This is a genomic window from Salinilacihabitans rarus (genome assembly GCF_024296665.1).
Taxonomy (GTDB): domain Archaea; phylum Halobacteriota; class Halobacteria; order Halobacteriales; family Natrialbaceae; genus Salinilacihabitans; species Salinilacihabitans rarus.
Genome location: NZ_CP100762.1, coordinates 2,859,237 through 2,881,120, shown reverse-complemented (window position 1 = coordinate 2,881,120; position 21,884 = coordinate 2,859,237). Strand labels below are relative to the sequence as shown.

Genomic DNA, 21,884 nt, shown 5'->3' with positions numbered 1-21,884 from the left:
CTACCGCGCCGTCGGCTTCACGTCGTCGCTAACGGCCTGCTTGACTTGCAGGGCCGCGCTGGCGGCCAGTCCGCGGGCGACCTCGTCGCGCTCGTCGGCGTCGATGATCGCCTCCGTGATCTCGGTCGCTTCGTCGACGTCGGGCGAGAAGCCGGCGCTGACGGGGTGGCCGACCGGCGGCTGGACCGCGACGGTCACCTGCGGCCCGGCGACGCCCGCCGAAATCTGGGAGTCGACCGCGTACTCGTCGGGGAGGAGTTCGCGCGTCCGGGCGGCGATCCGGGAGACGTCGCGGTGGAGGACCCGCTTCTGGTCGCGCGAGAGAGCCGGGACGTCCGCCGCTGCTCGCTGGCCGGCCTGCGTCACACCCGGCAGCCCCGCGTACGGCGTGTTTCCGTTCATGAGAATTCGTTAAACAGTACAAAGGGACCGGCGGCAAAAAGGGTTCGCCTTCCGACAACGCCGACCTAGACGATCGGCTCGCTCTCGCCGTAGACCGCCAGCACGAGCGCCGTCGTGTACGAACCCGACTCGGCCGCCGCGCTCTCGGCGCGCACCGTCGGGTCGTCGAACGCCCAGTCGCGCAGTTCCTGGCCCGCGGCCAGCCCCTCCCGGACGCGGGTCTCGACGTCCGCGGCGTCGGTCTCGTCGGCCACCTCGTAGAACAGCCCCGGTCCCGCGCCGCGGTCGGACTGCGCCCACGCGAGGGCGGCGCTGACCCGCCCCGGGCCGGCGGTCGTCGCGCGCGCCTCGACGACCGTCAGCCGTTCGCCGGCCGGCCCGAGGTCCGGCGCGGTGCCGACGGCCTCGACGTCGGCGGTCGCGGGGATCACCGAGGAGACGGGCACGAGATTGTAGTTCTCGACCCCCGCGTCCGCGAGCGCGGCGTCGTAGGAGGCCATCGCCGTCGGCGCGGAGCCTGAGCCCCAGACGATTCGGATCGTTCCCATAGTCGGGCTGGGGGTTCGACGGCGTAAGGGCTTGCGATTTTGCGGGACGGTCGCCGCAGGTCAGCTCGGAAACAGGTTTAAATACTAACACGGGGGTAACCCGGGGTGCTATGTCCGCACGCATGGCAGACGCGATGATCGATCGCTCGATGAACGACGAATCCTTCCTCGCGAAGGTGCGCTCGGACCCGGAGGCGGTGGTCGAGGAGTACGACCTGGACGGTGACGCCGCCGACGCGGTCGCGGCCCGGGACGAAGAGGCGGCGGTCGACGTCTTCTCCATCGAGACCTCGACCGTCGTCATCATCGTGGTCGTCTAGACCGCCCCCGAACGCCCACCACCTACCTCCTCACATGTCAGAACACCTGTGCGACATCTACGTAGTCGGTACCGGAATGGTCGGCACCCGACAGCTGACCCGCGAAGTCGAACTCGCCTTCGAGTCGTCGAGCGAGGTGTACCTGCTGGATCACCAGCCAGAGATCATGCGCCGACACCTCGACTCGTTCGACGCCGAGGTCACGGACCTCCGTGAGCTGTACGACGAGGGCGGCCTTCGAGAGAACTCGTACGAGGCGATGGCCGAGACCGTTCTGGACGCGGCCGAGGCGAGCGACGAGCCGGTCACGCTCGCGCTGTACGGTCACCCGTTCGTCTTCGTCTCGCCCAGCCGCTGGATCGTCGAGAAGGCCCCGGAACGCGGGTTGTGCGTCGAGAAGCGTCCCGGCGTCTCCTCGATGGATTGCCTGTACGCCGACCTCCCGCTGGATCCGGCGGCGAACGGGGTGCAGATGTACGAGGCGACGGACCTGCTCCTCCACGAGTACGACCTCGAACCGCGAGCGCCAGCGATGATCTGGCAGATCGGGATCGTCGAAACGCTGCGGTACACGGAGGCCGACCACCGCCCGGAGCGGTTCTCCCGGATCCGGCGGTACCTCCAGCGGTTCTATCCGGACGACCACGAGGTACACCTCCTGCAGACGGCGACGTACCCGTTCACGGAGTCGCGACGGCTGACGTTCGCCCTCTCGGAGTTCGAGGCCATGTCGGACGAGATCAACGCGGTCCAGACGCTCTACGTCCCCCGCGTCCCCGAAAAGGAGGTCGTCAACGAAGCCCTCGCCGACCGGGTGGCGTCCGCGGACCACCTCGAGACGATCACGAGGGGGCGGGCCGACGAGTCAGGATGACCGAGGGGCTCGGACGCGCCTTAGAGAATCGCCGCTTCGCGGCCCTCTGGGCGGCCAACCTGGTCTCAAGCGTCGGATCGAGCGTCCACTCGATCGCCGTCATCTGGCTGGCGTACGACGTGTCGGGCGATCCGCTGGTGGTCTCCGCCGTCGCGGTTGCGGCGCTCGTTCCGGACCTCCTCTTTTCGGTGCCGGCCGGGGCGCTCGTCGACCGCTGGAACCGAAAGCGGGTGATGATCGCGGCCGACCTCACCCGGGCCGTTGCCGTCGGAGCGCTCCCGGTCGTCGCGCTCTACGGGCCGGAGTCGTGGCTCCTCCCCGCCGTCGTCGCCGCCGCCGTCGTCGAGGGGTCGATGGCGGCGTTCGTGACGCCCGCCCGGAGCGCCGTGATCCCGGCGATCGTCGACCGGGAACGGCTGGACGCAGCGAACGGGCTGTTAGCCCTCACGACGAACGCCGCGCGCATCTGCTACGTGTTCGGCGGGGCGCTGATAGCCGTCCTCGGGACGACCGTCGCGTTCGGCATCAACGCGGCGAGCTTTCTCCTCGCCGCGGTCCTCCTCGGTCGCGTTCCGACGAGCGCGGGCGTACCCGAGAGCGACGCGAGCGACGGGACGAGTCGAACCGTGCTCCGCGACGCCGTCGACGGGCTTCGATACGTCGTTCGAACGCCGATCGTGGTGTCGGTCGTCTTCCTCTCGATGATCGCCGGCGTCGCGACGGGCCCTCTCGCCGTCGTCCTCCCTTTCTTCGTCGAGACGCAACTCGACGGCGGGAGTGCCGCCTACGGCCTCCTCTACGGGAGCACCTTCGTCGGGACGATCTGCGGGTCGGTGCTCGTCGGCGCGAAACCGAACGCGGTCACCGAATCGCGAGGGCCGGTCATGATCGTCGGATTGGCCGTCAGCGGCGTCGCGCTCGCCACACTCCCGATCGCCGCCGCGAGCGCACCCCTCCCGCTCGTGACCGGGACGCTCTGTATGGCCGCGTTCGGCGCGGGTATCGCGGCCGTTCAGGTCCCCGGCCGGACGCTGATGCACGCGCTCGTCCCGGACGATCACCGCGGGCGGGTCTTCTCCATCGTCAAAGCGCTCGCGCTGGCCACGCCGCCGCTGGCGATCGCCGTCGCGGGGCCGCTGCTCGAGGCGGTCGGCGCCGCTCGCGTGCTCGCGATCGAGGCAGGGATCATCGTCCTCGCCGCGCTCGCGCTCCTCGCCTCGCCGTTAGCCGGCGTCCGCGGCCGCTCCGACCCGGTACGCTCGACGAGCGAGAGCCCCACGAGTGCCCGAAACCGCTCGCCGGCCGACGAAAACTGATATCGGCGGACGAAAGCGGGTCGGACACCGCCCGCCCGTCGTCCCGGTCGCTACTGGAAGAAGTAGTTCTCCGACGGGATCACGTCCGTCGTGTCGTCGTTCTCGATCTTGTTCAGCGCGTCCTCGAAGTCCTCCTGGCACACCTCGTCGCGGTCGTTCCGGATGGCGAACATGCCGGCCTCGGTCGCCACGCTCTCGATCTCGGCCCCGGAGTAGCCCTCGGTGGCGTCGGCCAGTCCGTCGAAGTCGACGTCGTCGACGACGTTCATCTCGCGGGTGTGGATCTCGAAGATCCGCTCGCGGCCGTCGCGGTCGGGTTCGGGCACCTCGATGAGGCGGTCGAACCGGCCCGGACGCAAGATGGCGCGGTCGAGCATGTCGAAGCGGTTCGTCGCCGCGATGATCCGGATCTCCCCGCGGGCCTCGAAGCCGTCCATCTCCGAGAGCAGTTGCATCATCGTCCGCTGGACCTCGGCGTCGCCGGAGGTCTTCGACTCGGTGCGCGTCGACGCGATGGCGTCGATCTCGTCGATGAAGATGATGGCGGGTTCGCGCTGGCGGGCCATCTCGAACAGGTCGCGGACCAGCCGCGACCCCTCCCCGATGAACTTGCGCACCAGTTCGGAGCCGGCCATCTTGATGAAGGTGGCGTCGGTCTGGTTGGCGACGGCCTTCGCCAGCATCGTCTTGCCCGTCCCCGGCGGCCCGTGCAGCAACACGCCCGACGGCGGCTCGATGCCGACCTCCTCGAACACCGCGGGATCCGAGAGGGGTTGTTCGACCGCCTCGCGGACCTCCCTGATCTGCTCGTCGATGCCGCCGATGTCCGCGTAGCTCACCTCGGGGCGCTCGGTGATCTCCATCGTCTGGGCGCGGGCGTCCGTCTCGGCGTCGAGGAGCCGCTGGACGCCGAAGGAGTCGTCGACCGCGACGCGGTCGCCGGGGTCGACGCGCTCTTCCATCCGCGGGGAGAGCTCCGTCAGCACCTCCTGGTTGTTGCCGTGCTGTTTGACGATGGCTTCGTTCTCCCCCTCGAAGAGGTCCTCGACGGTCGCGACGTACAGCGAGGAGCTCTTGAGGGCGTCGTTCTCACGTTCGACGCGGTCGACTTTCTCCTTGAGGCGCTCGCGTCGCTCGGTGGCGGCGTCGAGTTGGTCCGACAGCTGGGCGTTGACTTCGACGAGCTCTTCGAAGTGGCCGCGCAGCGCCTCGAGCCGTTCGTCGGGCGGGAGATCCGGGTCGATCTCGCGACGGGGACGATCGGGGAGAGACGGGCTTCGAGACATCCTGACGTGCACGGGTAAGATGCCGAGGATAAATGTGCCTTTGGGTCCCGGCCGGTTTCCGGTGCAGGCAGCGGCAAGGTCGTCCGGTGAACGCCGCCGACCCGGCGCCGAGTCAGCCCGCGGGGACGCTCGTCACTCCAGCAGCGCCGCCATCTCGTCCAGACGCTCCCCGTAGGTCGCCAGCGCGCGGTCGACCGGCCCGGAGGTGCTCATGTCGACGCCGGCGATCCGCAGCAGTTCGAGCGGGTACTCCCGCGAACCGCGCCGGAGGAACGCGCGGTACTCCTCGGCGGCCGCCTCGCCGTCCTCGTCGATGCGGTCGACGATGGCCAGCGCCGCCGAGATGCCGGTGGCGTACTGGTAGACGTAGAACGCCCGGTAGAAGTGCGGGATGCGCATCCACTCGCGGGCGATCCGGTCGTCGACGACCGCGGGCTCGTAGTACGCCTCTTTGAGCCCGCCGTAGAGGTCGTCGAGCCGGTCGGCCGTCAGCGGTTCGCCGTTCTCCTCGAGTTCGTGTGTGCGGCGTTCGAACTCCGCGAACAGCGTCTGGCGGTACAGCGTCGAGCGCACGCGTTCGAGGAACTCGTTGAGGACGGCCCGGCGGAACGCGGGGTCGTCGACGGCGTCGAGCAGGTGGTTCGTCAGCAGCGCCTCGTTGACGGTGCTCGCGACCTCGGCGACGAAGATCTCGTAGTCCGAGTAGACGTACGGCTGGGTCTCCGTCGTCAGTTCGGAGTGCATCGAGTGGCCGAGTTCGTGTGCGAGCGTGTACATCGAGGCGACGTCGTCCTGATAGTTCATCAGGATGAACGGCTGGGTGTCGTACGTCCCGCCGGAGTACGCCCCCGAGCGCTTGCCCGCGTTCTCGTAGACGTCGACCCAGCGCGAGTCGAGGCCCTCGGCGACGCGGGACTGGTACTCCTCGCCCAGCGGCGCGACGGCCTCGACGACGTGTTCGGCCGCCTCGTCGTACTCGATCTCGGGGCCCTCGTCGCCGGTCAGCGGCATGTAGAGGTCCCACATCTGCAGTTCGTCGACCCCCAGCGCCTCGCGCTTGAGGTCGGCGTGGCGGTGGAGTTTCCCGAGGTTGTCCCGGACGCTCTCGACGAGCGTGTCGTACACCGCGACGGGGACGTTGGGGCCGTCGAGGGCCGCCTCGCGGGCGGTGTCGTAGTCGCGCGCCCGCGCCAGCTTCACGTCGGCCTTGACGCTGTTCTTGTAGGAGGTCGCGACGGTGTTGCGCACCGACTCCCACTCGTCGAAGTAGGCCCCGTAGACCCGCCGGCGGAACGCGCGGTCGGGCCGCTTCAGCAGGTTCGTGAAGTTGCTCTGGGTGATCTCGACCGGCTCCCCGTCCGAATCGTCGACGGTCGGGAACTCCATGTCCGCGTTCGAGAGCATGTTGTAGACCTCGCCGGTGGCGCCCGTGACCTCGCCGAGGTCCGCCAGCAGCGCCTCGACCTCCGCCGAGCGGGTGTGTGGTTTCATCCGCAACACGTCGTCGACGTAGTGGTCGTAGGTTTCGAGGGACGGCTCCTCGTCGACCATCGCCGCGAACTCCTCGCGGGTCAGCTCCTGGAGTTCGGGCTCGATGAACGAGGCCGCCGACTGCGCGTCGGCGACGAGCGACTGCGCGCGCGCCGACATCGCCTGATACTCCTGATCGCGGGTGTCCTCGTCGCTTCGCATCCGGGCGTAGGCGAAGACGGTCGACACTTCCCGCATCAGGTCGTCGCGCAGTTCGAGCACCGCAAGCAGCGTCGCGGCGTCCTCGACGGTCCGCCCCTCGTACGCTGCGAGGTCGTCGACCCGCTCGGCCGTGGCCTCGTAGGCCGCCTCCCAGTCCTCGTCGCTCGCGTAGATGCTCTCGAGGTCCCAGGTGTACTCCCGGTCGACCTCGGAGCGTTCCGGCACGGAACTCATGGCACCCGTTTCGAAACGAGGGTGGTAAAGGGTGTCGAACCCGGAAACGACGACCCGACGGCTTTTGTCGCCGCCCGGAGAAACGGGGGCCATGACGGACGCCGACGACCGCGACCCCGCCCTCGAACGCGCGATCGGTCGCGCGTGGGCCGACGACGCCCCGTGGGAACTGCTGACGGAACTGACCGCCCTCGACCACCGGATGGGCGGTTCGCCCGGCGAGCGTCGGGCGGCCGAACTCGTCCGCGACGCCTTCGCGGACGCCGGCCTCCGGGAGGTCGACGTCGACGAGTTCCCGATGCGCTACTGGGAGCGCGGGACGAGCGAGTTCGCCGTCGTCGGGCCCGACGAGCGGTCCTTCGAGGCGATCGCGCTGCCGTACTCGCCGGCCGGCGACGTCGAGGGACCGCTGGTCGACGTCGGCTACGGCACCCCCGAGGAGATCGAAGCCGCCGGCGAAACGCTGCGCGGCGGCATCGCGGTCGCGAGCACGACGACCCCGCCGGGCCGGCGGTTCGTCCACCGGATGGAGAAGTTCGGCCACGCCGTCGCCGCGGGCGCCGAGGCGTTCGTCTTCGCGAACCACGTCCCCGGCCAGTTGCCGCCGACGGGCGCGCTCGCGTTCGACGGCGAGGCCGCGATGCCCGGCGTCGGCGTCAGCGCCGAGACCGGCGACTGGCTCTCCGAGTACGCCCGCGACGGCGGTCGGGCCCGCCTGCGCGTCGACGCGACGACCGAGGCCGGGACGAGTCGGAACGTCGTCGGCACCGTGGGCCCCGACACGGATGAGGAAATCGTCGTCGTCGCCCACTACGACGCCCACGACGTCGCGGAGGGGGCACTCGACAACGGCTGTGGGATCGCGACGGTCCTCGGCGCGGCCCGCCTGCTCGCGCGGATCGAGGACGACCTCGCCCGCCGGGTGCGGATCGCGGCCGTCGGCTGCGAGGAGGTCGGCCTGCTGGGCGCCGAGGCGCTCGCCGACGACCTCGACCTCGGCGCCGTCCACGCGGTCGTCAACGTCGACGGCGCCGGCCGGTTCCGCGGCCTGAAGGCGTACAGCCACGCCGCCCCGGAACTCGCGTCGCTCGCCGACCGCGTGACCGACCGCTACGGCCAGCCGGTCGTCCACGAGCGCGACCCGCACCCGTTCAGCGACCACTGGCCGTTCCTGCGTGCGGGCGTCCCAGCCCTCCAGTTGCACAGCGACCCCGCCGACGGCGGCGAGCGCGGCCGCGGCTGGGGCCACACGGCGGCCGACACCCGCGACAAGGTCGACCCGCGGAACCTCCGCGAGCACGCCGTCCTGACCGCGTTGCTGGTCCGCGACCTGACCCGGACGGACGTCCCGCGGATCGACGACGACGACCTCCGGGACGCGCTCCGGGAGCAGGCCTACGAGCCCGGAATGCGAGCATCGGGGATCTGGCCGCCGAAGTGGAAGTGATCAGCGGCGCATCTCGGCGTCCACGGCGGTTCTGACGACGCGAGCGACCCCCAGCACGCCGAGGAAGCACCCGACGAAGACGATGCCGGCGAACAGGACGACGCCGAGCACCGTCGCGCCCGCCTCGGGGTGGTCGAGCAACGGCGCCGCGAACCGGTAGCCGAAGAAGAGCACGAGCGCGCCGGCCGCGACGCGCGTCGCCGCCCCCCAGTAGGCGCCGTACTCCTCGGGAGAGAGTTCCATGCGTCGACCAGTGTGTTCGGCCGACAAAAAACGCACCCACCGCCGCCCGTCGGCGCGTGAACCCGTTCATCGAACCGTTCGGCGGGATCGCTCACCGAACGCCGTCGCGCAGGCGCCGCGAGACGCGCGCGCCCGTCAGACGGTCGATGCGCCGGCGGTCGAACACCGCGCGGGCGCCGGCGGCGGCCCGCTCGTCGACCGCGAACGCGAGGTCGGGGTAGTCGACGGCGGTCAGCACCAGCGGCTCCGGCGGGGCGGGGGCGACCCCCTCGTGCCCGGGCAGCGGTTCCGGATCGAGGACGCGGTCGATCTTTTCGGGGGGCTCGACGCCGGCGCCGACGTCGCGGGCGAGCGAGACGAGTCGGCGGACGAGTTCCCGCGAGAAGCCGCCCGCGGCGACGGTGACGGCGAGGAAGTCGCCCTCGCGGCTCGCCGAGAGCGTCGGCGCTCGCTCGGTGTTGTCGTCGTCGGGCGTGAGATTGGCGACGTCCTGCGGACCGGAGAGGGCGTCGAGCGCGGCGGCGAACCGGTCGTCGTCGACGGGCGCGGCGTCCTCGACGGCGGGCGGCGCGGCGTCGGCCGGCGCGTACAGGTAGTACGTGTACTCCCGGCGGGTCGCGTCGTGGGTCGCGTGGAAGCCGGCGGGCGCGTCGGCCGCGGCCCACGCCCGGACGTCGGCGGGGAGGTCGGCGTTCAGCGCCCGGGGGGTGAGCCAGTCGGGCGCCTCGAACGCGACGGTCTGGGCCAGCGCGGAGACGCCCGCGTCGGTCCGGCCGGCGGCGGCGTAGCCGGCCGGCCGGTCGGCCTCCGCCGGGAGGACCCCGAGCGCCCGGAGGGCGTCGAAGACGGCGTCCTCGACGGTGGGGACGTCCGGCTGGCGCTGGAAGCCGTAGTAGTCCCGGCCGTCGTAGGCGATCCGGAAGGCGCGCGTCGGCATCGGTTCGACCGAGGGCCGCGGGGGCGTTAATCGCGTCGGTCCGCGAAAGCGGCGTCGCGCAACCTCAACGCCCTGCGCTCGCCGGGGGGGTGGCCTTCCGAACGACCGGCGGAGGTGGGGGTACTATGGCGAGACATGAGGACAACGGGGGCGATGCACCCAGCCACTCCACCGATCGGATCGAGGACGGCCCGAACGTGGCGCTGGTCGTCCTCGATACCGCCCGGGCGCGAAGCGTCGACGAGCGGACGATGCCGACGCTGTCCGCGCTCGCCGAGGAGGGGACGGCCTTCGACCGGGCGTTCTCGACGGCGCCCTGGACGCTCCCCTCGCACGCGTCGCTGTTCACCGGCACCTACACCTCCGAACACGGCGCCCACGGCGGCCACACCTACCTCGACGACTCCCTGCGAACCGTAAGCGAGGCCTTCTCGGCGGCGGGCTACGAGACCGTCGGCGTCTCGAACAACACGTGGATCACCGAGGAGTTCGGCTTCGACCGCGGCTTCGAGCGCTTCCGGCGGGGGTGGCAGTACCTCCAGTCGGAGGTCGACATGGGCGGGGTGATCCGCGCGAAACACCTCCGCGCGAAACTGCGGGCCGCCAGGGATCGGCTCTTCGAGGGCAACCCGCTGATCAACGCCGCGAACGTCGTCTACAGCGAGTTCGTCCGGCCACAGGGCGACGACGGCGCCGACCGGACGACCGAGTGGATCGAGGGATGGCTCGCCGACCGCGACGACGACCGCCCGTTCTTCCTGTTCTGTAACTACCTCGAACCTCACGTCGAGTACCGCCCGCCCCGCGAACACGCCGAGCGGTTCCTCCCCGACGGCACGGACTACGAGGAGGCGACGGCGATCCGGCAGGCCCCGCGGGCCTACGACGTCGGCGAGTACGACCTCGACGAGCGCGAGTTCGAACTGCTGCGGGCGCTGTACAGCGGCGAGTTGGCCTACGTCGACGACCAGCTCGCCCGGCTCCGGGCCGCGCTCGTCCGGGCCGGCGAGTGGGAGGACACCGTCGTCGTCGTCTGCGGCGACCACGGCGAGAACGTCGGCGAACACGGCTTCTTCGGCCACCAGTACAACCTCTACGACACGCTGTTGCACGTCCCGCTGGTGATCGCCGGCGGCCCGTTCGACCGCGGCGGCCGCCGCGAGGCGTTCGTCCAGTTGCTCGACCTGCCCGACACGCTGCTCGACGCCGCCGGCGTCGACGACCCCGAGTTGCGCGAGCAGAGCCACGGCCGGTCGCTGCACCCGCGCGCCGCGGGCGAGCCCCGCGACGCCGCCGTCGCGGAGTACGTCACGCCCCAGCCGTCGATCGAGATCCTCGAGGATCGGTTCGGCGAGGTGCCCGACCGCGTCCGCGCGTTCGACCGGCGGCTGCGGGCGATCCGCACGTCGGAGTACAAGTACGTGACCGGCGACGACGGCTTCGAGCGCCTCCACCGCGTCCCGACCGACCCCGACGAGAAGACGAACCTCGCCGACGAACGACTCCGCGTCGCCGCCGACCTCCGCGAGCGCCTCGACCGGCGGTTCGAGGGCGTCGAAGTGGCCGACGCGTCGGGGAGCGTCTCGATGCGCAACTCGACGAAGGAGCGACTCGCCGACCTGGGGTACCTCTAGGCGCTCGGCGCCCGGTCGCCACCGGCTGCACGACCGGCACCCCCTGCCGGACCGGCAGCGGATAACTACCTACTCCCGGACCGCGTAGCGTCCCCTGCGAGGAGGTGACCGTTATGACACAGGCACACAGACTCGACTGCGAGAAGGAAGCCGCCGACTGCCGGTTCATCGTCCAGTCGGAGGACGAAACTGAGGCCGTCGAACTGGCGCGAAGCCACATGCGGGAGGTGCACGGACAGGACTACACGGACGACGAACTCCGCCAGGAGTACATGGAGACCGTCTAGGGCCGACGAGCGCCGTCGGCCCCGGACACCGAATAGTTCTATACCCCCAGTGTGCGTACGAGTAACATGGTTCTGCGAGCCACGAGTTCGAGCACGGCGGGGTCGCCGATCGACGACATCGCGTACCTCGCGCGAGCCGAACACCGCATCCCGACGCTCGTCGCGCTGGCCACAGGGCCCCTGAGCCGGGCCGAACTGGGGGATCTGACCGGGGTCTCGTCGTCGACGGTGCGACGGACGCTCCGCGAGTTCGAGGACCGCAACTGGGTTCGCAGGGAGGGGCCGCGATACGGGGCGACACAGCCCGGAGCGTTCGTCGCGGCCGCGATGGAGGCGCTGATCGACCGGATCGAGGCCGAGCGGGCGCTCCGCGGCGTCTGGCAGTGGCTCCCGGGCGAGGAAAGCGGCTTCACGATCGAGATGTGTTCGGACGCGGTCGTGACCGTCGCCGAGCCAGACGCCCCGTACCGCCCGGTGAACCGGTTCCTGTTGCTGCTGGCCGAGACGGACGAGTTCCGGTTCGTCGGGTCCGACGTCGCCCTGCTCGAACCCTGCAAGGACGTGCTCCGTCGGCGCATCGTCGACGGGATGCACACGGAGATCGTCGACCCGCCGAGCGTCGCGCGGTACATCCTCTCGACGTATCCGGACCACTGCGCCGCCCCCCTCGAGAGCGGCAACCTCTCGGTCCTGCTACACGACGAGTTGCCGCCCTACGGGCTGGGGCTCTTCGACGACCGGATCGCCGTCAGTTGCTACGATCAGGGCAGCGGGGCGGTCCGGGTGTTGATCGACACCGACGCGCCGGCGGCCCGCGAGTGGGCGACGGCGACGTACGCGTCGTTCCGGGACGAGGCGCGGCCGCTGGCGCCGGAATCGGTCGCGGAGTGACGTGGTCGGCGGGACGCGGCGTCGCGGGACGGGGACGACTCGCACGGGCACGGCGACCGGGCGGCGGCCGGTGCTCGCCGTTCACCGGCCGCCCGAACGGCAGCGGCTGCCGAACCGGCACCGGATAGCTACCTAACCCGGGTCCCCGTAGCGTCTCCCGCCGGGGCCGGCGGCCACCGCGTGGCGGACGGACGTGGAGCGCGTCGCCTCCGGCGGGGAATATCATGGGAGTCACGAAAGGGGTCGCGGATCGGGTAGGACAGGTCGAACGCAACGCGGAGCTTCGAACCGGATCGGTGCTGATGGCGCTCGCCGGCGTCGGCTTCGTCGGCTACGGGATCGTCTTCCTCGCGATGAACTTCGCGGGGAGCGGCTTCGAACTCGGGGTCGCGAGCCTCGACGGGGCGGCCCGGGCGGATCTGGATCCGACAGTCGCGTTCTACATCGGGCACCTGCACGTCGCCACGGCGGCGTTCATCATCTCCACGGGAATCGCGGTCGCCGCGCTCTCGTGGTACGGGGTCCGTCGGCGCCAGCGGTGGGCGTGGGCCACCGCGACCGTCGCCGCGGTCGTCGGGCTGGCCATCGCCCTGCCGATGCACTGGGTCGGGGGGTTCGAACACGACTGGGTGACCCACCTCGGGCCGATCTACCTCGCGGCGGGCGCGTTCGTGATCGGGGTCGTCCTGAGCCACCGGGGGATGCAAACGCCGTAGCCGACGCGGTGTTCGAGGTCGGTTCGAGTCGCCGAGCGCGGCGACCTCAGCCGAGCGCCTTCGACACCCACGTCCGGTTCGGGTCCGCCGTCTCGTCTAACCACGCGACGAGTCGCTCGCGCATCTCGCGGCGGACGTCGGCGTAGTCGGGGTGGTCGATCAGGTTCCGCAACTCGGCGGGGTCGGCCGCGAGGTCGTACAGTTCGTCGCGGTCGGGGCCGTTGTAGACGTACTTGTGCTCGCGAGTGCGGACCGTCCGCTGGGTGTAGAGGCCGAACTCGTCGCCGTGGTACTCGGAGAACGTCGAGTCCCGGCGGTCGGCGGCCTCGCCCCGGAGGAGCGCCACGAGGCTCTGCGACTGGAACGAGTCGGGGACCGACACCCCGCCGATCTCGAGGAACGTCGGCGCGAGGTCGTGCAGGTGGACCGGCGCCTCGCAGGTCGACCCGGGGTCGACCTCGCCGGGCCAGCGCACCTGCAGCGGGATCCGGTAGGTGTCGTCGTACGCCAGCGGACCTTTGTTGAACTGGCGGTGGCCCCCGACGAAGTCGCCGTGGTCGGCGGCGTGGACGACGACCGTCTCCTCGGCGAGTCCGCGGTCGTCGAGCCCCGAGAGGACGCGGCCGAACTGGTCGTCGATGAGCGAGACGAACCCCCGGTACTTCGCGATCACCTCGGCCCACGTCTCCCAGTCGAAGCCGTCGACGCCGCGGTAACGCAGGAACTGCTCGTGGACCGCGGGCTTGCCGTCGAACGTCTCGGCGTAGCTCTCCGGGGGATCGATCTCGTCGGGGTCGTACATCGAGGCGTACGGCTCGGGGACGACGTAGGGGTGGTGGGGGCCGTAGAAGTCCGTCCGGTGGAAGAACGGTCCCTCCCGGTCGCCGTCGGCGTACGCGTCGAGCGCGTCGAGGGTCATCTCGGCGAGGAAGTACGCCCGGGTGTCCTCGACGTCGACCGGCGTCGTCGCCGCGGCGAGCACGCCCTCGTCGGGGCCGCCGTGGGTGTATATCTCGTCGTCGAGGTCGGTCTCCTCGACCGGCGTCCCCCGCTGGCGGCGGTACTCCCGGAACGCCTCGTCGATGTCGTCGTGGTGTCTGTCGCTGCCGCCGAGGTACTCGAAGCCGAACGTCTCGGGGGTCTGGTCGCGGCCGACGTGCCACTTGCCGGTGTAGGTGGTGTCGTAGCCCGCCGCGGCGAGTCGCCCGGAGAACGTCGGCAGGGCAGTCGAGAGGTTCGCCCGGATCGCGTCCGCCTCGTGGGCGTTGTTGAGCATCCCGTGGGCGTGGGGCCACAGCCCGGTCAGCAGGGAGGCGCGGGCGCTCGTGCAGATGCCGATCGGCGTGACCGCCCGCTCGAAGCGCATCCCCGCCCGCGAGAGGCGGTCGAACGCCGGCGTCTCGACCGGCGGCCCGTCGGGGGCCGTGTAGTCGTAGCGCTCCTGATCGGTGAGAACGAACAGGACGTTGGGGCGGCTGTCGGCCATCGGACGACGTACACCACCCCGGCAGTTAACGCTACGCCCAGCGCCGGCGCCGACCGTCAACGCTGTCCAGATCGAGCCGACCGGCTAAGGGGCCGGCCTCGAAACGTCCCACCGTGAGCCGAGCGTACTGCCGCGAGTGTGGCTGGGAGGCGCGAGCGGGCGAGGACGGGACCGGGACCGACCTCGACCGCGCGATGATCGAACACCACGTCGAGACCGGTCACGCGCCGATCGAACGGACGGGCGCCGGTCGCGACGCGCCGCGACGGGTCCGGCCCCGGACCCGATCGATCGTCGGCCTGCTCGAAGACGGGTGAGCGGCCGCCGTCAGGCGAAGTCGTCGTACGTCGGCCGCGTGCGGTCCCCGGGGAACTCGTCGACGGGCACCTGCACCTGATCGCCCGACTCCATGTCCTTGACCGTCACCTCGTCGTTTTCGAGGTCGCGCTCGCCGACGATGACGACCGTCTCGGCGTTGATCGAGTCGGCGTAGTTCATCTGTGCGCCGAACGACCGGCCGGCGACGTCGGTTTCGACGACGTGGCCCCGCTCGCGCAGGTCGCGGGCGATCCGGGCGGCGACCGGCCGGGTGTCGCCGACCCGCAGGACGTAGTAGTCGGTCCGCAGCGCCTCCTCGGGCCAGACGCCGGCGCGCTGGAGCAACAGCGGCAACGTCGAGTTCATCACGCCCGGCGCGAAGCCGACCGCGGGCGTCGGCTGGCCGCCGAAGCTCTCGATCAGGTCGTCGTAGCGGCCGCCGCCGAAGACCGCACGCGAGACCTCGCCCGCGGAGTCGAAGCACTCGAAGACGACGCCCGTGTAGTAGTCGAGCCCCCGCGCGGTCTCCAGCGAGAGCGTACAGTGCTGGCGGACGCCGAAGTCCTCGGCCGCCGACAGCACCTCCTGCAGGTTCGTCACCGCCGCCTCGATGCGGTCGGTGCCGGCGAACTCGACCAGTTCGTCCAGGTTCCCCTCGCCGACGGCGAGCAGGTCGTCGAACTGCTCGGCCTGATCGTACGAGAGGCCGGCCTCGGCCAGCAGGTCGTAGTACTCCGCGCGCTCGACTTTCGCGCTCTTGTCGACCGCGCGGATCGCCTCGCGGGTGTCGACCTCGCCCTCGAAGGTCTCCAGCAGGCCGCCGAGGATGTCGCGGTGGGAGACGCGGAACTCGAAGTCCTCGCGCTCCAGACCGAGGTTCGTGAGCGTGTCGCCGGCGACCGCCAGAATCTCGGCGTCGGCGGACGGGTCGCTCGACCCGAAGATATCGACGTTGGTCTGGTAGAACTCGCGGAACCGACCCTGCTGAGGCTCCTCGTAGCGCCAGAACGGCCGCGTCGAGTACCACTTGATCGGCTTCGACAGTTCCTGCTGTTTCGCGACGACCATCCGCGCGACGGTCGGCGTCAACTCGGGGGTGAGCGCGACGTGCCGTCCTCCCTGGTCCTCGAAGCTATAGAGTTCCTCGACGATCTCCTCGCCGCTCTTGTCGACATACATCTGCGCGCGTTCCATCGCCGGCGTTCCGATCTCGCGGAAGCCGTACCGGCGGGCCGTCGCCTCGATCTCGTCGATCGTCTCGCGGTAGGCCCGCATCTCCTCGGGGTAGAAGTCTCGAAACCCCTTGATGCCCTCGTACATGCGAGCGGGTTAGCGGAGCGGACGCTTGAAACCTGTCTTTCGCGTCTCGACGGCGATCACAGCGCGATGAGCGTCACGCCCGCGACCGCCAGCACCGCCGCGACGATCCGGACGCGAAAGTGCTCCTCGCCCAGCAACACGCCCCCGAGCAACACCGCGACGATCGCCTGCGTGTTGATGATCGGCGAGGCGACGCTGGCGGGCACCAGCGAGAACGCGACCGTGGTGGTGTGCTCGCCGAGCGCGACGACCGCGCCCGCGGCGGCGAACTTCGGGAGGTCGCCACGCAGGTCGTCGGGGCGCTCGCGGACGGCCGACGGGAGCAAGACGACGAGCACCCCCGCGAGCAACAGCGGTACCCACAGCGCCGTGGGAATCGCCAGTTCCTGCAGCGCCACGCGCTTGCCGACGTCGCTGACGGCAAACAGCGCCGCCGACAGCAACGCGAGTTGGGCGGGCCGCGAGCGGGCGGCCCGGCGGAACGGGTCGAGGAGGCCGCCGGCGCGGTAGTTCGCCACGTAGATCGCCAGCGTCGCCACGAGGACGCCGACCACCTGCAGCGGCGCGAGCAGTTGGCCGAGGACGAGCACCTCGATCGGCAACACGAACGCCGGCACGACCTTGTTGATCGGCGCGACGTAGGAGACGTCGCCGTCGGCGATCGCGTACAGGAAGAGCACGAACGCCGCCGCCGTCGCGCAGACGGTCAGCGCGACGACGCCGACGTGGGTCGCCCCCGCATCCGAGAGCGAGGCCGCCGCACCGTCCGAGAGCGCCCGCAGCGTCACCGGGAGGTAGAAGGCGATCGCGAAGGCGTTGATGCAGACCGACAGGGTCGTCGCCGGATACCCCTCGAAGTACTGCTTGAGCCCGAACAGGTACACCCCCCAGACGACCGCCGCGAGAACCGAGTAGCCGAGTCCGGGGTCCATCTAGTTACGGGACTCCGTCGGGGCGACATGAACCCCGCGATTCGCCCGCCGGCCGCCGCTCCCGGGCGTCAGCCCTCGTGGATCCGGTTGACGCGCGTCTGTTCGTGGTCGGGGAAGAGGTCGGCGACCGCCTCCTCGCCGTCCTCCTCGGCGATGATCGCCCGCAGTTCGGCCTCGTAGTCGGCGCGGGCGATCTCCTCGCTCGGGCCGACGGTCACGTCGAGGGTCTCCTCGACCAGCCGGTCGACCGCGCGCCGGCCGAACCCCGACAGCGGGGCGATGTAGTCGAGGTCGTGTCGGTCCTCGAGACTCTGGGCCTGCGCCCGCGAGACCGTCGGGACGCGGTCGTCCCGGCGGGTGCCGTCGGCGACCGCGTCGTAACCCTCCTCTGCGACCCGCTCCAGGGCGTGCTGGTGGACGTGCTGGATGCCGTTTCGCGGGAAGCCGTCCTCGCGGATGCGCTCGACGGCCTCGTTCGCGACGCCCGGGTCGAGTTGCAGACGCTCGAACGCGAAGCCGGCGGCCTCGGCGGTCGCGCGGGCGTGCTCCCAGTCGTCGGTGACGCCAAAGTGTGCCGTCGTCAGCGTGACGTCGTAGAACTCGTCGAGGAGCAGCGCCGCGAGCGTCGAGTCCTTGCCGCCGCTGTAGAGCAGCCCGAGCCGCATCAGCGCCGCCGGATGTCGAAGCGTTTCTTCTCGGGCTGTAGCTCCTTTAGCAGCTGTTTCATCTTCTCGTCGTCGATCTTGTCCCGGATGCGGCCGCTGCGCGCGAGCGCGACGACCTGCTGTTCGACCTGCTCGCCGAAACCGGGCTTGCTCATCTTGACCGTGTTGAGCCGCTTGCGGGCCTCGTCGGTGAGGTACTGGCGCAACAGCGCCTGCTTCTGGGCTTCGGCCTGCTGCTGGGCGGCCTCGCGGGCCTCCTCGTCGGCCCCCTGAGTCTCGGCGCGTTCCTGAAGCTCTTCCATCTTCTTGCGCCGGAGCTCCTCGAGATCGTCGTCGTCCGGTGTGCCGCTCATGCATCCGTGTTGTCCGGCGCAGGGGAAAATGATTACGGAGCGCCGTTTTCGGTTCGGCCGTGCGAACCGACGACGCCGTCCGGCGAACTCGCTCGCCGGAGCCGCGAGACGCGGGCATCTCACCTGCCCCGGTAGCGCGTCTTCGGTACGCGGAAGAACGGAATCGCATTTCACTCGGCGGCGCGGCTTCCTCTCCGATCCCGAGGGTCGGGTTATCCACCTCGAACTGCCGTGACCGCCGCGGTCAGTGCGGAGAACAGAGTTATCGGTCCGTCTCTTTCCAGTCGTCCGGGTCCCCTTCACGGAATTCACCCTTGGCATGGCGCTCGCGGGGCCAGAAGGTGACACCCAGCAGTACGACGTAGAACACACCTACAACGGCGACCACAACGATCCCGGGGATACGGACGATTCCAGCGGTTGTCAGCCAGTCCTGGCGCGGCGCGAACGCTGTAATCCTGAAGACCCACGCGACCAGCAGGACACCGAGCAGAGCGAGGTACACACGTCGGAGCCGGTTCGTGAGTGCTTCGTAGAACGAGACTTTCAGCGTCGGCCTGCGATAGTCCCTGCTCAGTTCCGCTCGCCAGTCGTGACTTTCAGTGCCCTGGGACGGATCGAGAGCGTTTGCGAACAGGTTCTCTTGGATGACTCGAGCACGAGAGCGAAAGACATCGTAGTCCCGGTACCGCCGTGCTTCGATGCCCAGGAAGACGGTGACGACGACGATCCCGATCAGCAAGATATAGTGTGGGTTATCGGTACTCGAAAACGCCCACGTCAGGATTGCTGCCATCAGCGTCACCGCCCACGTCGTCGTCTCGTCGAGGCGCTGGCGCCACGTCCCCACTCGGTCTATCTCTCCGCGATAGGCGTGGGCCATCACCGGACCGAGTCCCGTACTGTCGTCGACCATTTCGCGGCCGATCTCCCGTTGGTCCGGTGCCGTTGGGTCGAACTCGTCGTTACCCGAATCGGCCATAGAGGGGAGACATCTCCTCGCTCCATAAGCAGTTATGGTGATGGTGTGATAGGAGTGCCACGTAGTAGCGCACGTCGAACAGTGCGCGCTCCGTATATCGCCAGATTCCGCTGACGTCACGCAATTTTCACCGCATCACACAGAATTGGATGGGCGCCCGTGCCGAAGCGCGCTACTCGCCCTCGCGCAGTCGTTCTCGTCGACGCTCGAACTCCTCGTCGGACAACTCCCCGCGAGCGTACGCGACCTCGAGTTCTTCGAGCGCGCCGTCCGTCCGCCGACTGTCCCCCTCGTTCAGGCCGGCGTACAGGACGTAGCCGAGACCGACGAGCACGAGAAGCGGGAGCACCGCCGGTATCGCTCCGCCCCAGGCGCCGGTCCCGGCCGCCATGTGACCCCAGCCTCCGATCGCCATGGTCGACACTCCGAGGGCCATCGCGAGTACCGGGATGGCCACGACGGCCGCGAGCACGAGCACCGACGTCCGGAGGGCGGACCGGCCGTTCGTCATCGTCGCTCCCCCCGTCCGACTCGCCGGGTGCTTGCTGGCGGCCGAATCGTCCGCCGTATCGTCGCGTTTGATCGCATCGGTGTTCACCACGGGAGCCACTACGGACGGGAGACTGTTATGAAGGAGGGCGTGAATTCATCGAGGAGACCGTTCGAGACGCGTTCTACGACGTCCTAAACGTTTATTTCTCCCGTAACCGTTTGTCCGAAGCGAATTCGGCGGTTCACGCGCGCTCGTCGAGGTCGTCGGCGGGATACACGCGGTACGTCCGCCCCTGTGGCTCCCGATACAGCAAGCCGCGCTCTTCGAGGTCGGTGACGGTCTGGCTGACTTTGCTTCTGGAAAATCCCGACCGGTCGGCGACCGTGCTCTGTGTCAGGCCGGGCGACTCGACGACGGGTTCAAGGATTCGGCGCTCGTCGTCCGGGAGCACCGCCAGAATCCGCGGCTTCGCGGCCGCGTCGGCTGGCGACGGATCGGCCGCGTTCGCGCCCTCCGTCGCGTCGATTTCGGCGGATTCTTCGGCGGCATCACCCGTCGTTTGCGTCGCGCGATCCGACGCGTCCGGGATCAGTTGCCCGCGGACGAGGACGTAGACGCCTCCGACGAGACTGGCGACGACGAGACTGCCGAGAAAGGGCCCGACGGAGTGGAGCAGGGGCGCCGACTCCATCTGCCCCATCGCCGAACCGTCCATCAGGGACAGTTGTACGGCACTGACGGCGCCAGCCAGCAGAATACTCGCGATCAGGGCGCCGACGGCGATGTCCGCTCGTCGCCGGGTTACGAGAGTCACGTTCCTGAACTACGTGGTCGTAGGGCGAATACAAGCGTTACGGACCGGTCCGTTCCGCCGCGTCGCTTGCGGAACGAATCGCCGTCGAAACGAGCGAGAATAGCTCTACGCGTAGCGTTCGAGTTCCGGGCGGTCGAGTTCCGCGAGGACCTCGCCGGCGGTCTCGTCGAGCAGGCTCTGTCCCTCGGGGGTGATCCGGCGGCCCTCGCCCTCGGCGGTCTCGACGAGGTCCTCCGCTTCGAGTTGCTGGAGGATGGTCCGGATCACGCTGCGCGAGCCGTCGGCGCGGCGGTCGGGGGCGACGCGGTAGCGGTTCGAGCCGCCCTTGGAGCCGCCGTACTCGGTCGCGAGGCGCTCGACGCCGACGGGGCCGTTGTCGGCGACCTTCCGGAGCAGGCTGGCGGCCCGGACCGCCCAGAAGTCCTCCTGCTCGGGGGGCAGTTCGCGGTCGGCGCCGGCCTTGGCGAACTTGGCCCAGTCTGGTTCGTCGAGTCGCTCCGCGAGGTCGTCGGCGAGCGCGTCGATGAGCGCGTCCGCCGGAACGTCGTACATCGTAGCCATTGGGGTTTCGTTCCCCTCGGCGCCATTTAAGAGCATCGTTGTCCGGTTGAAGGCGCTCTCGCTCACCAGCGCGCCGTCGAGCCGAACGCGAACGCGGCCGCCCCGCCCAGCAGCGTCGGCAGCCAGTAGGTGGCGAACCGATGACAGAGGACCGCGGCGCCGACCGCCGACGCCGGCAGCCCCGTGATCGGCGTCAGCAGGACGACCAGCGCCGCCTCCATCCCACCGAGCGCGCCGGGAAACGGCGTCGCGGAGGCGACACTTCCCAGCGGGACCGCGACGAACGCCGCCGCGAGCAGCCGCGGGTCGCCGAAGCCGAGCGCGGCCAGCGACAGCCACAGCGAGGCGATCAGCCCGAGCCAGCCCAGCGAGACGTACGCGAGGGCGAACGCGACCGCGCGGGGCTCGCCGGCGACCCGTTCGAGCGCGCCGACGAACCCCCGGGCGCGGCGTTCGAGCGCGGCGGCGGTCGGCGGCCGCCACCGCGGAATGACGCGCCCGAGGCCGCCCAGCACCGCCGCGAGGCCGCGGGCGGTTCCCGAGGCGACGCCGTCGCGCCGGCGCCACAGCGCCAGCCCGACCGCGGGGAGGCCGACCGCGAGCGCACAGAGCGCCACCGCGGCGGTTTCGAGGCGTTCGGAGAGGGTGATCGTCGTCGCGTAGTAGGCGATCCCCAGCAGGCCGAACCCGATCGGGGGCAACAGTTTGAGCGCGTCGAGGCTGACGATCGTCGCGAGGCCGGTCTCGTACTCGGTGTCGGCGACCGACGAGATCAGCAGGGCGCTCACCGGTTCGCCGCCGGCCTGGCCGAACGGGGTGACGTTGTTCGCGAAGACCGTCGCCGCGAACACCGCCGTCGCCTGCCTCACGCTGACGTCGATGCCGAGGATGGCGAGGACCGTCCGGAGCGCGAGCGACCACGCGAGCAGCCAGCCGAGCGCGGCCAGCGCGACCAGCGCCAGCACGTCGACGTCGGCGCGCCGGAGCGTCGCGACGACCTCCCCGACCCCGACGAGCCACAGCAGGACCGCGAGCACGATGAGCGCGCCCGCAAACCCCGCGATCATCGACCGCCGCCGCGCTGGCGCTGACATATCGGTTCGGAGGACCACCGGACGCTTCAAGCCACCGGA

25 protein-coding genes are annotated in these 21,884 nt (G+C 70.1%); 9 read left to right on the top strand and 16 right to left on the bottom strand.

From position 1 onward, the window contains the following. On the bottom strand, nucleotides 1-402 hold the full coding sequence (locus NKG98_RS15140) for a DUF5811 family protein (RefSeq protein ID WP_254766826.1): 402 nt from the start codon (nucleotides 400-402) through the stop codon (nucleotides 1-3). Nucleotides 403-467: 65 nt separating this feature from the next. Further along, nucleotides 468-950, bottom strand: a complete 483-nt coding sequence (locus tag NKG98_RS15135) for a pyruvoyl-dependent arginine decarboxylase (RefSeq protein WP_254766825.1) — start codon at nucleotides 948-950, stop codon at nucleotides 468-470. Between the two features lie 122 nt (nucleotides 951-1,072). Here NKG98_RS15135 and NKG98_RS15130 point away from each other — a divergent pair, with 122 nt between their 5' ends. Genes NKG98_RS15130 through NKG98_RS15120 form a run of 3 tightly spaced genes read left to right on the top strand, consistent with a single transcriptional unit; the run spans nucleotide 1,073 to nucleotide 3,460 of the window. Beyond that, nucleotides 1,073-1,270 (top strand): hypothetical protein, encoded by a 198-nt coding sequence (locus tag NKG98_RS15130; protein ID WP_254766824.1) that lies wholly within the window; start codon nucleotides 1,073-1,075, stop codon nucleotides 1,268-1,270. A 34-nt stretch (nucleotides 1,271-1,304) separates the two neighbouring features. Next, entirely contained in the window at nucleotides 1,305-2,144 is an 840-nt protein-coding gene (locus tag NKG98_RS15125; RefSeq protein WP_256558426.1) for an SAM-dependent methyltransferase, read from the top strand. Then, complete coding sequence (locus NKG98_RS15120; protein ID WP_254766822.1) at nucleotides 2,141-3,460, top strand: MFS transporter; 1,320 nt, start codon at nucleotides 2,141-2,143, stop codon at nucleotides 3,458-3,460. Before NKG98_RS15125 ends, NKG98_RS15120 begins: the two co-directional genes overlap by 4 nt. Nucleotides 3,461-3,510: 50 nt before the next feature. On the opposite strand, the gene pan2 is transcribed toward NKG98_RS15120, so the two are convergent. Next, nucleotides 3,511-4,746: a proteasome-activating nucleotidase Pan2 gene (gene pan2, locus NKG98_RS15115; protein ID WP_254766820.1), complete on the bottom strand. Its 1,236-nt coding sequence runs from the start codon at nucleotides 4,744-4,746 to the stop codon at nucleotides 3,511-3,513. A 132-nt stretch (nucleotides 4,747-4,878) separates the two neighbouring features. Then, the gene (gene pepF, locus NKG98_RS15110; protein ID WP_254766818.1) at nucleotides 4,879-6,672 is read right to left on the bottom strand and encodes an oligoendopeptidase F; all 1,794 of its coding nucleotides are present in this window, start codon (nucleotides 6,670-6,672) and stop codon (nucleotides 4,879-4,881) included. A gap of 91 nt (nucleotides 6,673-6,763) precedes the next feature. On the opposite strand from pepF, the gene NKG98_RS15105 reads away from it, so the two are divergent. Beyond that, nucleotides 6,764-8,119, top strand: coding sequence for a M28 family metallopeptidase (locus NKG98_RS15105; protein ID WP_254766816.1), 1,356 nt, complete (start codon nucleotides 6,764-6,766; stop codon nucleotides 8,117-8,119). Here NKG98_RS15105 and NKG98_RS15100 read toward each other — a convergent pair whose 3' ends face one another. Both NKG98_RS15100 and truA read right to left on the bottom strand, forming a co-directional pair. Next, on the bottom strand, nucleotides 8,120-8,362 hold the full coding sequence (locus NKG98_RS15100; RefSeq protein ID WP_254766814.1) for a hypothetical protein: 243 nt from the start codon (nucleotides 8,360-8,362) through the stop codon (nucleotides 8,120-8,122). A 91-nt stretch (nucleotides 8,363-8,453) separates the two neighbouring features. Next, nucleotides 8,454-9,299: a tRNA pseudouridine(38-40) synthase TruA gene (gene truA / locus NKG98_RS15095; protein ID WP_254766812.1), complete on the bottom strand. Its 846-nt coding sequence runs from the start codon at nucleotides 9,297-9,299 to the stop codon at nucleotides 8,454-8,456. 125 nt (nucleotides 9,300-9,424) lie between these two features. On the opposite strand from truA, the gene NKG98_RS15090 reads away from it, so the two are divergent. The 4 genes from NKG98_RS15090 (at nucleotide 9,425) to NKG98_RS15075 (ending at nucleotide 12,827) form a co-directional block, all read left to right on the top strand. Beyond that, entirely contained in the window at nucleotides 9,425-10,933 is a 1,509-nt protein-coding gene (locus tag NKG98_RS15090) for a sulfatase (RefSeq protein WP_254766810.1), read from the top strand. 113 nt (nucleotides 10,934-11,046) lie between these two features. Beyond that, on the top strand, nucleotides 11,047-11,220 hold the full coding sequence (locus tag NKG98_RS15085) for a DUF1059 domain-containing protein (protein WP_254766808.1): 174 nt from the start codon (nucleotides 11,047-11,049) through the stop codon (nucleotides 11,218-11,220). Nucleotides 11,221-11,286: 66 nt separating this feature from the next. Continuing rightward, on the top strand, nucleotides 11,287-12,111 hold the full coding sequence (locus tag NKG98_RS15080) for a helix-turn-helix transcriptional regulator (RefSeq protein ID WP_254766807.1): 825 nt from the start codon (nucleotides 11,287-11,289) through the stop codon (nucleotides 12,109-12,111). 224 nt (nucleotides 12,112-12,335) lie between these two features. Beyond that, the gene (locus NKG98_RS15075; protein ID WP_254766806.1) at nucleotides 12,336-12,827 is read left to right on the top strand and encodes a hypothetical protein; all 492 of its coding nucleotides are present in this window, start codon (nucleotides 12,336-12,338) and stop codon (nucleotides 12,825-12,827) included. Between the two features lie 46 nt (nucleotides 12,828-12,873). Here the strand turns inward: NKG98_RS15075 and NKG98_RS15070 are convergent, their stop codons facing one another. Continuing rightward, on the bottom strand, nucleotides 12,874-14,313 hold the full coding sequence (locus NKG98_RS15070; RefSeq protein ID WP_254766805.1) for a sulfatase family protein: 1,440 nt from the start codon (nucleotides 14,311-14,313) through the stop codon (nucleotides 12,874-12,876). Between the two features lie 113 nt (nucleotides 14,314-14,426). Here NKG98_RS15070 and NKG98_RS15065 point away from each other — a divergent pair, with 113 nt between their 5' ends. After that, on the top strand, nucleotides 14,427-14,630 hold the full coding sequence (locus NKG98_RS15065; RefSeq protein ID WP_254766804.1) for a hypothetical protein: 204 nt from the start codon (nucleotides 14,427-14,429) through the stop codon (nucleotides 14,628-14,630). A 10-nt stretch (nucleotides 14,631-14,640) separates the two neighbouring features. On the opposite strand, the gene hisS is transcribed toward NKG98_RS15065, so the two are convergent. The 9 genes from hisS to NKG98_RS15020 form a co-directional block, all read right to left on the bottom strand. Beyond that, a complete protein-coding gene (hisS, locus tag NKG98_RS15060) occupies nucleotides 14,641-15,951 on the bottom strand; it encodes a histidine--tRNA ligase (RefSeq protein ID WP_254766803.1) in 1,311 nt (436 codons plus the stop codon). Between the two features lie 56 nt (nucleotides 15,952-16,007). After that, nucleotides 16,008-16,883 (bottom strand): EamA family transporter, encoded by an 876-nt coding sequence (locus tag NKG98_RS15055; RefSeq protein WP_254766802.1) that lies wholly within the window; start codon nucleotides 16,881-16,883, stop codon nucleotides 16,008-16,010. 68 nt (nucleotides 16,884-16,951) lie between these two features. Beyond that, nucleotides 16,952-17,548, bottom strand: coding sequence for a DUF7411 family protein (locus NKG98_RS15050; RefSeq protein ID WP_254766801.1), 597 nt, complete (start codon nucleotides 17,546-17,548; stop codon nucleotides 16,952-16,954). Continuing rightward, complete coding sequence (locus NKG98_RS15045; protein ID WP_254766800.1) at nucleotides 17,548-17,901, bottom strand: DNA-binding protein; 354 nt, start codon at nucleotides 17,899-17,901, stop codon at nucleotides 17,548-17,550. Before NKG98_RS15045 ends, NKG98_RS15050 begins: the two co-directional genes overlap by 1 nt. 262 nt (nucleotides 17,902-18,163) lie before the next feature. After that, nucleotides 18,164-18,883, bottom strand: a complete 720-nt coding sequence (locus NKG98_RS15040; RefSeq protein ID WP_254766799.1) for a DUF2270 domain-containing protein — start codon at nucleotides 18,881-18,883, stop codon at nucleotides 18,164-18,166. 172 nt (nucleotides 18,884-19,055) lie between these two features. Next, nucleotides 19,056-19,394, bottom strand: a complete 339-nt coding sequence (locus tag NKG98_RS15035) for an SHOCT domain-containing protein (protein WP_254766798.1) — start codon at nucleotides 19,392-19,394, stop codon at nucleotides 19,056-19,058. A 223-nt stretch (nucleotides 19,395-19,617) separates the two neighbouring features. After that, complete coding sequence (locus NKG98_RS15030) at nucleotides 19,618-20,190, bottom strand: helix-turn-helix transcriptional regulator (RefSeq protein ID WP_254766796.1); 573 nt, start codon at nucleotides 20,188-20,190, stop codon at nucleotides 19,618-19,620. A 105-nt stretch (nucleotides 20,191-20,295) separates the two neighbouring features. After that, complete coding sequence (locus tag NKG98_RS15025) at nucleotides 20,296-20,751, bottom strand: 30S ribosomal protein S19e (protein WP_254766794.1); 456 nt, start codon at nucleotides 20,749-20,751, stop codon at nucleotides 20,296-20,298. A 62-nt stretch (nucleotides 20,752-20,813) separates the two neighbouring features. Beyond that, on the bottom strand, nucleotides 20,814-21,818 hold the full coding sequence (locus NKG98_RS15020; RefSeq protein WP_254766792.1) for a lysylphosphatidylglycerol synthase transmembrane domain-containing protein: 1,005 nt from the start codon (nucleotides 21,816-21,818) through the stop codon (nucleotides 20,814-20,816). Nucleotides 21,819-21,884: the final 66 nt, after the last annotated feature.

Coding starts and splice junctions, on each gene's coding strand:
- NKG98_RS15105 (WP_254766816.1), top strand. CDS start 6,764: ATGACGGACGCCGACGACCGCGACCCCGCCCTCGAACGCGCGATCGGT.
- hisS (WP_254766803.1), bottom strand. CDS start 15,951: ATGTACGAGGGCATCAAGGGGTTTCGAGACTTCTACCCCGAGGAGATG.
- NKG98_RS15070 (WP_254766805.1), bottom strand. CDS start 14,313: ATGGCCGACAGCCGCCCCAACGTCCTGTTCGTTCTCACCGATCAGGAG.
- NKG98_RS15035 (WP_254766798.1), bottom strand. CDS start 19,394: ATGACGAACGGCCGGTCCGCCCTCCGGACGTCGGTGCTCGTGCTCGCG.
- NKG98_RS15100 (WP_254766814.1), bottom strand. CDS start 8,362: ATGGAACTCTCTCCCGAGGAGTACGGCGCCTACTGGGGGGCGGCGACG.
- NKG98_RS15130 (WP_254766824.1), top strand. CDS start 1,073: ATGGCAGACGCGATGATCGATCGCTCGATGAACGACGAATCCTTCCTC.
- NKG98_RS15085 (WP_254766808.1), top strand. CDS start 11,047: ATGACACAGGCACACAGACTCGACTGCGAGAAGGAAGCCGCCGACTGC.
- NKG98_RS15025 (WP_254766794.1), bottom strand. CDS start 20,751: ATGGCTACGATGTACGACGTTCCGGCGGACGCGCTCATCGACGCGCTC.
- pepF (WP_254766818.1), bottom strand. CDS start 6,672: ATGAGTTCCGTGCCGGAACGCTCCGAGGTCGACCGGGAGTACACCTGG.
- NKG98_RS15020 (WP_254766792.1), bottom strand. CDS start 21,818: ATGATCGCGGGGTTTGCGGGCGCGCTCATCGTGCTCGCGGTCCTGCTG.
- NKG98_RS15125 (WP_256558426.1), top strand. CDS start 1,305: ATGTCAGAACACCTGTGCGACATCTACGTAGTCGGTACCGGAATGGTC.
- NKG98_RS15055 (WP_254766802.1), bottom strand. CDS start 16,883: ATGGACCCCGGACTCGGCTACTCGGTTCTCGCGGCGGTCGTCTGGGGG.
- NKG98_RS15075 (WP_254766806.1), top strand. CDS start 12,336: ATGGGAGTCACGAAAGGGGTCGCGGATCGGGTAGGACAGGTCGAACGC.
- pan2 (WP_254766820.1), bottom strand. CDS start 4,746: ATGTCTCGAAGCCCGTCTCTCCCCGATCGTCCCCGTCGCGAGATCGAC.
- NKG98_RS15050 (WP_254766801.1), bottom strand. CDS start 17,548: ATGCGGCTCGGGCTGCTCTACAGCGGCGGCAAGGACTCGACGCTCGCG.
- NKG98_RS15080 (WP_254766807.1), top strand. CDS start 11,287: ATGGTTCTGCGAGCCACGAGTTCGAGCACGGCGGGGTCGCCGATCGAC.
- NKG98_RS15140 (WP_254766826.1), bottom strand. CDS start 402: ATGAACGGAAACACGCCGTACGCGGGGCTGCCGGGTGTGACGCAGGCC.
- NKG98_RS15120 (WP_254766822.1), top strand. CDS start 2,141: ATGACCGAGGGGCTCGGACGCGCCTTAGAGAATCGCCGCTTCGCGGCC.
- truA (WP_254766812.1), bottom strand. CDS start 9,299: ATGCCGACGCGCGCCTTCCGGATCGCCTACGACGGCCGGGACTACTAC.
- NKG98_RS15045 (WP_254766800.1), bottom strand. CDS start 17,901: ATGAGCGGCACACCGGACGACGACGATCTCGAGGAGCTCCGGCGCAAG.
- NKG98_RS15090 (WP_254766810.1), top strand. CDS start 9,425: ATGGCGAGACATGAGGACAACGGGGGCGATGCACCCAGCCACTCCACC.
- NKG98_RS15040 (WP_254766799.1), bottom strand. CDS start 18,883: ATGGCCGATTCGGGTAACGACGAGTTCGACCCAACGGCACCGGACCAA.
- NKG98_RS15135 (WP_254766825.1), bottom strand. CDS start 950: ATGGGAACGATCCGAATCGTCTGGGGCTCAGGCTCCGCGCCGACGGCG.